The sequence below is a fragment of the Methylobacterium sp. WL18 genome, from assembly GCF_008040015.1.
Lineage (GTDB): Bacteria > Pseudomonadota > Alphaproteobacteria > Rhizobiales > Beijerinckiaceae > Methylobacterium > Methylobacterium mesophilicum.
In genome coordinates, this window is sequence record NZ_VRVD01000246.1 from 1 (window position 1) to 6,656 (window position 6,656).

Annotated in this window: 7 protein-coding genes; 3 read left to right on the forward strand and 4 right to left on the reverse strand. The window is 67.5% G+C overall.

Annotated features, from left to right (window positions below):
* Window positions 1-331: 331 nt before the first annotated feature.
* Window positions 332-1,393, forward strand: coding sequence for a GGDEF domain-containing protein (locus FV228_RS16980; protein WP_147855706.1), 1,062 nt, complete (start codon window positions 332-334; stop codon window positions 1,391-1,393).
* A 71-nt stretch (window positions 1,394-1,464) separates the two neighbouring features.
* Here FV228_RS16980 and FV228_RS16985 read toward each other — a convergent pair whose 3' ends face one another.
* Both FV228_RS16985 and FV228_RS16990 read right to left on the reverse strand, forming a co-directional pair.
* The gene (locus FV228_RS16985) at window positions 1,465-1,842 is read right to left on the reverse strand and encodes an iron-sulfur cluster assembly accessory protein (RefSeq protein ID WP_147855707.1); all 378 of its coding nucleotides are present in this window, start codon (window positions 1,840-1,842) and stop codon (window positions 1,465-1,467) included.
* 122 nt (window positions 1,843-1,964) lie between these two features.
* A complete protein-coding gene (locus tag FV228_RS16990) occupies window positions 1,965-2,963 on the reverse strand; it encodes a threo-3-hydroxy-L-aspartate ammonia-lyase (protein WP_147855708.1) in 999 nt (332 codons plus the stop codon).
* A gap of 312 nt (window positions 2,964-3,275) precedes the next feature.
* Here FV228_RS16990 and FV228_RS16995 point away from each other — a divergent pair, with 312 nt between their 5' ends.
* Together FV228_RS16995 and FV228_RS17000 are read left to right on the forward strand one after the other, a co-directional pair.
* Window positions 3,276-3,500, forward strand: coding sequence for a hypothetical protein (locus tag FV228_RS16995; RefSeq protein WP_147855709.1), 225 nt, complete (start codon window positions 3,276-3,278; stop codon window positions 3,498-3,500).
* Window positions 3,501-3,784: 284 nt separating this feature from the next.
* Window positions 3,785-3,970 carry a hypothetical protein gene (locus tag FV228_RS17000; RefSeq protein ID WP_246693931.1) on the forward strand — a complete coding sequence of 62 codons (186 nt, stop codon included), beginning with the start codon at window positions 3,785-3,787 and terminating at the stop codon, window positions 3,968-3,970.
* A gap of 448 nt (window positions 3,971-4,418) precedes the next feature.
* Here the strand turns inward: FV228_RS17000 and lpdA are convergent, their stop codons facing one another.
* Entirely contained in the window at window positions 4,419-5,858 is a 1,440-nt protein-coding gene (gene lpdA, locus FV228_RS17010; protein WP_147855711.1) for a dihydrolipoyl dehydrogenase, read from the reverse strand.
* A gap of 13 nt (window positions 5,859-5,871) precedes the next feature.
* On the reverse strand, window positions 5,872-6,656 hold a 785-nt coding region (locus FV228_RS17015), incomplete at its 5' end, for a 2-oxo acid dehydrogenase subunit E2 (protein WP_187277786.1).

The window sequence follows — 6,656 nt, forward strand, 5'->3', positions numbered from 1 at the left end:
CGAGGGACCGTAATCGTGGATCAGATCGTGCGCCCGCTTCGCAAGCGCGAAGCTGCGGTCGCGATCCGAATAGGTCTCCTGGCTCATCCGTACCCCGCGTCCCGAGCCCGTCCGCGAGGAGCGGGTGCGCGAGGAGCGCGGCCGCCGCAACGAGCCCGACGGGGATACCCCGATCGGACTCGGCTCACACGTTCCGGCCTTCTTGCTTCGACCAGTTTTGGCAAAGAAAGAGAAGTAACGCCCGGCTTAACGTTCCGGCTACGAACCGGCACTAGACTGGTTTTGGGCCGTGTTTAGTGATCCACCGGCGGCCTCGGACCGCGGGTTACGGATGAGCCAGGAGACCTATTCGGATCGCGACCGCAGCTTCGCGCTTGCGAAGCGGGCGCACGATCTGATCCACGATTACGGTCCCTCGGCCACCCCCCGCACCTACGCGGTCTGGTACGCCTACGTGTCGGGCGAACTGCCGCTGCTGGGCGACGCGGTCAAGCGTCGGACCACCCAGAACGGCTGCCTGACCGAGTCCGACATCGACGACCTGCACGAGACCTATCTCGACGGGCGCCAGCTCACGAGTGCCGCCGGCGACGTCAGCCGCAGCGTGCTCGACGAGATCGAAGCGGTGACCGAGATCCTCGATTTGTCGCTCGGTTCGACCACGCAATACGGCGAAGCCCTGCGCGGCCTGGCCCAGGATCTCGCCCAGGAGGGCATGCCGACCCGGGCGCGCCTCGGCGAGATCGTCTCGACCCTGGTCTCCACCACCCGCGAGGTCGCGGTGAACAACCGTGTCCTCGAGGCACGGATGCGCGAGACCCGCACCGAGATCGAGACCCTGCGCGAGAAGCTGGAGGCGAGCCGGCTCGAGAGCCTGACCGATGCGCTGACCGGGCTGGCGAACCGCAAGCATTTCGAGGAGATGCTGAAGGCGACCCTGGAGGCGTCCCGCCTCGGGGACGTGCCGATGAGCCTGGTCGTGCTCGACATCGACTTCTTCAAGCGCTTCAACGACCTGTACGGCCATCTCACGGGCGATCAGGTGTTGCGGCTCGTGGCGATCGTGATGCGGGAGAATGCCGGCACGCAGGCGCTGCTCGCCCGGTTCGGCGGCGAGGAGTTCGGCATCGTGCTGCCCGGCGCCGACCGGGTCCTCGCCCGACAGGTGGCCGAGAAGGTCCGGACCAGCGTGATGGGACGGGAACTCGTGAAGCGCTCGACCGGCGAGTCGCTTGGCAAGGTCACGATCTCGCTCGGCATCGCAGTTCTGCACGCCAGCGACAGCCCGGCCTCACTCCTGGAGCGCGCCGACCTGTGCATGTTCGCGGCCAAGCGCGCCGGCCGGAACCGCGTCGTGGACGACGCGGCCGAGACGCTCCCGCAGGTGGCCTGACGCGAGGCCGAGACGTTTGATCTCGCATCATCCGTTTCCGAAAGCCGGAAACCACCTTTCGGGATGATGCTTTAGACCCGGGCCGGGATCCGGTCTTCCGAGACCGGCGTGATCGCTACCGATTCGCCGCAGCCGCAGGCCGAGGTCTGGTTCGGGTTGTTGAACACGAATTGCGAGGCGAGCTTTGTGGTGGTGAAGTCCATCTCGGTACCGAGCAGGAACAGCACCGCCTTGGGATCGACGAACACCCGGACGCCGCGATCCTCGACCACGTCCTCGCCGGGATTGGCCGCCTCGGCATATTCCATCGTGTAGGACATGCCGGCGCAGCCGCCGTTGCGGACGCCGACCCGCAGGCCCGCGATCGGCCGGTCGGCATCCGCCATGATCGCCTTGATCCGCTCGGCCGCGCGATCGGTCAGCGAAAGAACCTTGAAGCCTGCAAACATCGTCACCCTCCCGCCCATCCGGGTTCAAGGCCCGGGAGCGCGCATTCTGACAGACACAAGATAAGCATCCGTCCCCGCCCGGTCCACTACGGTCGGGCCACAGGGCCGCGGCATTCGGCGCGTCAGGCCGTTTCGCCCGTGAGCCGCGCGAAGGTGGCGAGATCGACGTTGCCGCCGCTGATCACCACGCCGACGCGCTTGTTCGTGATGTCGACCAGCCCGTGCAGGACCGCCGCCGCCGCCAGGCAGCCGGTCGGCTCGACCAGGATCTTCATCCGTTCGGCGAAGAACCGCATGGTCTCGACGAGCTGGGCGTCCGAGACGGTCAGGATGTCGGCGACATCCCGGCGGATGATCGCGAAGGTGAGGTCGCCGAGCGCCGTCGATTGCGCCCCGTCCGCGATGGTCCGGGGTACCGGGATGGTGACGATCGCGCCCCCGCGGAACGATTGCTGCCCGTCATTGCCGGCCTCCGGTTCCACGCCGATCACCCGGCAGCCCGGCGACAATTCCGTGGCGGCGAGCGCGCAGCCGGCGAGCTGGCCGCCGCCTCCGAGGCAGGCCACCAGCACGTCGAGGGGCCCGGCCTCCGCGATCAGCTCCTGCGCCAGCGTCCCCTGCCCGGCAATCACATCGCGGTTGTTGAACGGCGGGATCACCGTCATGCCCCGGGGCTCGGCGAGTTCCCGGCCGAGCGCCTCCCTATCCTGGGTGTAGCGGTCGTACAGCACGACCTCGGCGCCGTAGCCCCGGGTCGCCGCGATCTTGGCCGCGGGGGCGTCGCCCGGCATCACGATCGTCGCCGGGATGCCGAGCAGCTGGCTCGCCAGGGCGATCGCCTGGGCGTGGTTGCCGGAGGAGAACGACAGCACCCCGCGGGCACGGACCGCCTCCGGGAGGGCGCTGATCGCGTTGTAGGCGCCCCGGAATTTGAAGGCGCCGCCCCGCTGCAGGTTCTCGGCCTTGAAGAATAGTTTTGCGCCGGTCCGCGCATCGGCGGTGCGCGAGGTCAGCACGGGGGTCCGGTGGGCGATCCCGGCGATCCGCTCCGCGGCCCGGGCGACGTCCGCGAAGGTCGGCACGCCGCTCTCGGCCGTCGTCGTCTGTGCTTGCTCCGGCATCGTATCCCACAAAGCTCCTGCCTGAGAACCGTGCTCGATCGCGCTGCGATCGGGCACGGCTGCGTGACCTCGACCGCCTGCGCGCGCCCGCTCCGGACCGGAATCACCCCGGCGGACCGCTCCCGGCCGCGGAAACTCTTAGGCAGGATTTGCGCCCGGCGCATCCGTGGGATTTGCAGGCCAAGCGGAGCCATTCGTTGGCCCGGAGCTTGTATCCCTGGATTCGTTCGAGGGTCGCGTCGCCATGCCGTTGGAATCGAAGGTTCGGATCCCCTCTCCCGCCGACCCGCAGCGCGGTGCCGCGGAGGCCCGATGAGCGACAGGATGCGCGATCGGCGGGCGGGCGACGAGGCGACGGAGGTCACGTTCCGCGGGCGGGGCCTTGCGCTCCGGTCGGGCGGACGGCTGATCCTGCTCGTCTGCCCGCTCTGTTCGCAGCGCAACGCCAGCCGCGGTGCCGAGCGGGGCATCTGCGAATGGTGCGCCTACGTGCCCTCGCAGGATCAGGCGGAGCCGGTGGAGCGCGGGAACGGGTGACCGCTTCCGCCCTCATGCCGCCGCCGAACCGGGCCGCTTGGAGTTTTCGGTAAACCCAGCTCCACTGCAGACGGTCCCGCAGTCTCGTCGCGCGATCGCCGAACGGGTCGAGGCCGCAGACCGCGAATCCGCCTCGGCGGCGGAAAGGGGAACGTCGATCACGCGACGTGGCTGTGCGCTGCGTACTATTTTCGATTGCAAGTTTTGGTTAGAATTACAATTATAGGTTGGGGGGCTGCCGACCGGGAGGGATCATGCAACCGTCGGAATGCTGTATTTTTCGCATGATCCTCGCGTCCGTGATCGGAAGCGCTGTCACATTGCTGTTGGTCCGTGGTTTCGACCCGTGGGCCCTGGCGCTGATTCCTCTTGGGGGAAGTCTGGCGACCGTGTTCGTAATCGCCCTGTTCCAGGCCATCAGCCTCGCCCTGATGGCTTCGTCGCGCCAGAACACCGAGTCTGCAACCTAGCGGCGGATTGAGCGGACCTTCCCACCCTAACCCTCATCCTGAGGTGCCGCAGCGAAGCGGAGGCCTCGAAGGAGCCCTCCAGAAGTCTCCGCGATCCCTGAAGCCCTCCTTCGAGGCCCAGCGATCTTCGATCGCCGGGCACCTCAGGATGAGGCTACGATGTTTACACATCTGCATCGGACACCGCCGCTCGCGATAGAGCGCGACCGGCCCCCTCTCCCGTGCGGGAGAGGGGACCCGCGCTCCATCCTGCACCCGTACTGCCGACACCGATGCGTGAATCCGGTAGCAGGATGAGGGGAGAGATTGGAATCTCCGAAGCCTTCGCCACAGCCATCGTCTTTGCGAGTGGAACTGAGCGATCCCGGAGCACGATGTGTCTCCGGGCTGCTGTGCGCGTAACCAGGGCGCGGGGCGAGCGAGCCGCCTCCGCGCCCGGTATCGACCGTCAGCTATGGATCACCTTGCCATACGCGTCGAGTACGCTTTCGTGCATCATCTCGCTGAGCGTCGGGTGCGGGAACACCGTGTGCATCAGCTCTTCCTCGGTGCTCTCCAAGTTCATCGCCACGACGTAACCCTGGATCAGCTCGGTCACCTCGGCGCCGACCATGTGGGCGCCAAGCAGCTGGCCGGTCTTGGCGTCGAACACCGTCTTGACCAGGCCGTCCGGCTCGCCCAGCGCGATCGCCTTGCCGTTGCCCGCGAACGGGAAGCGGCCGACCTTGACGGTGAAGCCCAGCTCCTTGGCCTTGGCCTCAGTGAGGCCGACGCTGGCGATCTGCGGCTGGCAATAGGTGCAGCCCGGGATCTTGGCCTTGTCCATCGGGTGGGTGTGCAGGCCCTTGATGGTCTCGACGCAGATGACGCCCTCGTGCTCGGCCTTGTGTGCGAGCATCGGCGGGCCGGCGACGTCGCCGATGGCGTAGAGACCGGGGACGTTGGTCCGGCCCAGCCCGTCGGTCACGACGATGCCGCGGTCGATCTTCACCCCGAGCTTTTCGAGACCGATATTCTCGATGTTGCCGACCACTCCCACCGCCGAGATCAGCTTTTCGGCCGTGATTTGCTGGGTCTTGCCGTCGCCGCCCTCGATGGTCGCCGTGACGGAATCGGCGCCCTTCTCGACTTTGGTCACCTTGGCGCCGGTGAGGATCTTGATGCCCTGCTTCTCGAAGCGCTTGCGCGCCAGGCCCGCAATCTCGGCATCCTCCACCGGCAGGATCTGCGGCAGCAGCTCCACCACGGTCACCTCGGCGCCCATGGTCCGGTAGAATGAGGCGAACTCGATGCCGATCGCGCCCGAGCCCATGACGAGCAGGCTCTTGGGCATCGTCTCCGGGACCATGGCCTCGTAATAGGTCCAGATCTGCTTCTTGTCGGGCTCGATCCCGGGGATCGCCCGCGGCCGGGCTCCGGTGGCCACGATGATGTGCTTGGCCTGGTAGCTGCCCGCTCCCTTGGCGCCCTTCGGAGCCTCGGCGCGCTTCGATTCCTTGACGGTGACCTGGCCGGGCTGGTTGCCCGTGGCGACGCTGTCGACCGAGGCCTCGCCCCAGATGACGTCGACCTTGTTCTTCTTGAGCAGCATGCCGACGCCGCCGTTGAGCCGGCCTGAGACGCCCCGCGAGCGCTTCACGATGGCCGCGGTGTCGAACGACACCTCCTTGGCCGACAGGCCATAATCGGAGGCGTGCTGCATGTAGTGGTAGATCTCGGCCGAGCGCAGCAGCGCCTTGGTGGGGATGCAGCCCCAGTTCAGGCAGATGCCGCCCAGGTGCTCCCGGTCGATCACCGCGGTCTTGTAGCCGAGCTGCGCCGCGCGGATCGCGGTGACGTAGCCGCCGGGGCCGGCGCCGATGATGAGGATGTCGTAGGTGTCGGACATTGCGTGCTCCGGCTCAGACCAACATGCCCATCGGGTTTTCGATCAGCCCCTTGAAGGCCGCGACCAGTTCCGCGCCGAGCGCGCCGTCGAGGACGCGGTGGTCGCAGGACAGGGTGGCGGTCATCACCTGGACCACCGCCGGAGCGCCGTCCTTGACGACGACGCGCTTCTCGCCGGCGCCCACCGCCAGGATGCTCGATTGCGGCGGGTTGATCACCGCGGTGAAGTGCTTGATCCCGAACATGCCGAGGTTCGACACCGAGGTGACGCCGCCTTGGTATTCTTCGGGCTTGAGCTTCTTCGCGCGCGCCCGGGCGGCGAAGTCCTTCATCTCCTTCGAGATGGTGGACAGGGTCTTCTCGTCGGCCCGCCGGATCACCGGGGTGAACAGCCCGCCGTCGATCGCCACCGCCACGCCGACTTCGGCCTGCTTGAAGCGCAGCACCCGGTCCTCGGCCCAGACCGCGTTGGCGGCGGGCACGCGGGTGAGCGCCAGGCCCATCGCCTTGATGACGAAGTCGTTCACCGAGAGCTTGAAGGCCGGCTTGCCGTCCTTGTCCTTGCCGGCGGAGCCGTTGAGCGTCTCGCGCAGCTTCATCAGCGCGTCGAGTTCGCAATCCACGGTGAGGTAGAAGTGCGGGGCCACCTGCATCGCCTCGGTGAGGCGCTTGGCGATGGTCTTGCGCATGCCGTCCAGCGGCACCTCCTCGTAGGAGCCCTTGGCGTAGAAGCCCCGGACCTGATCGAGGGTGAGGCCGGCCGGCGCTCCGGCGGCGGGGGCGGCCTTCGGCGCGGGTG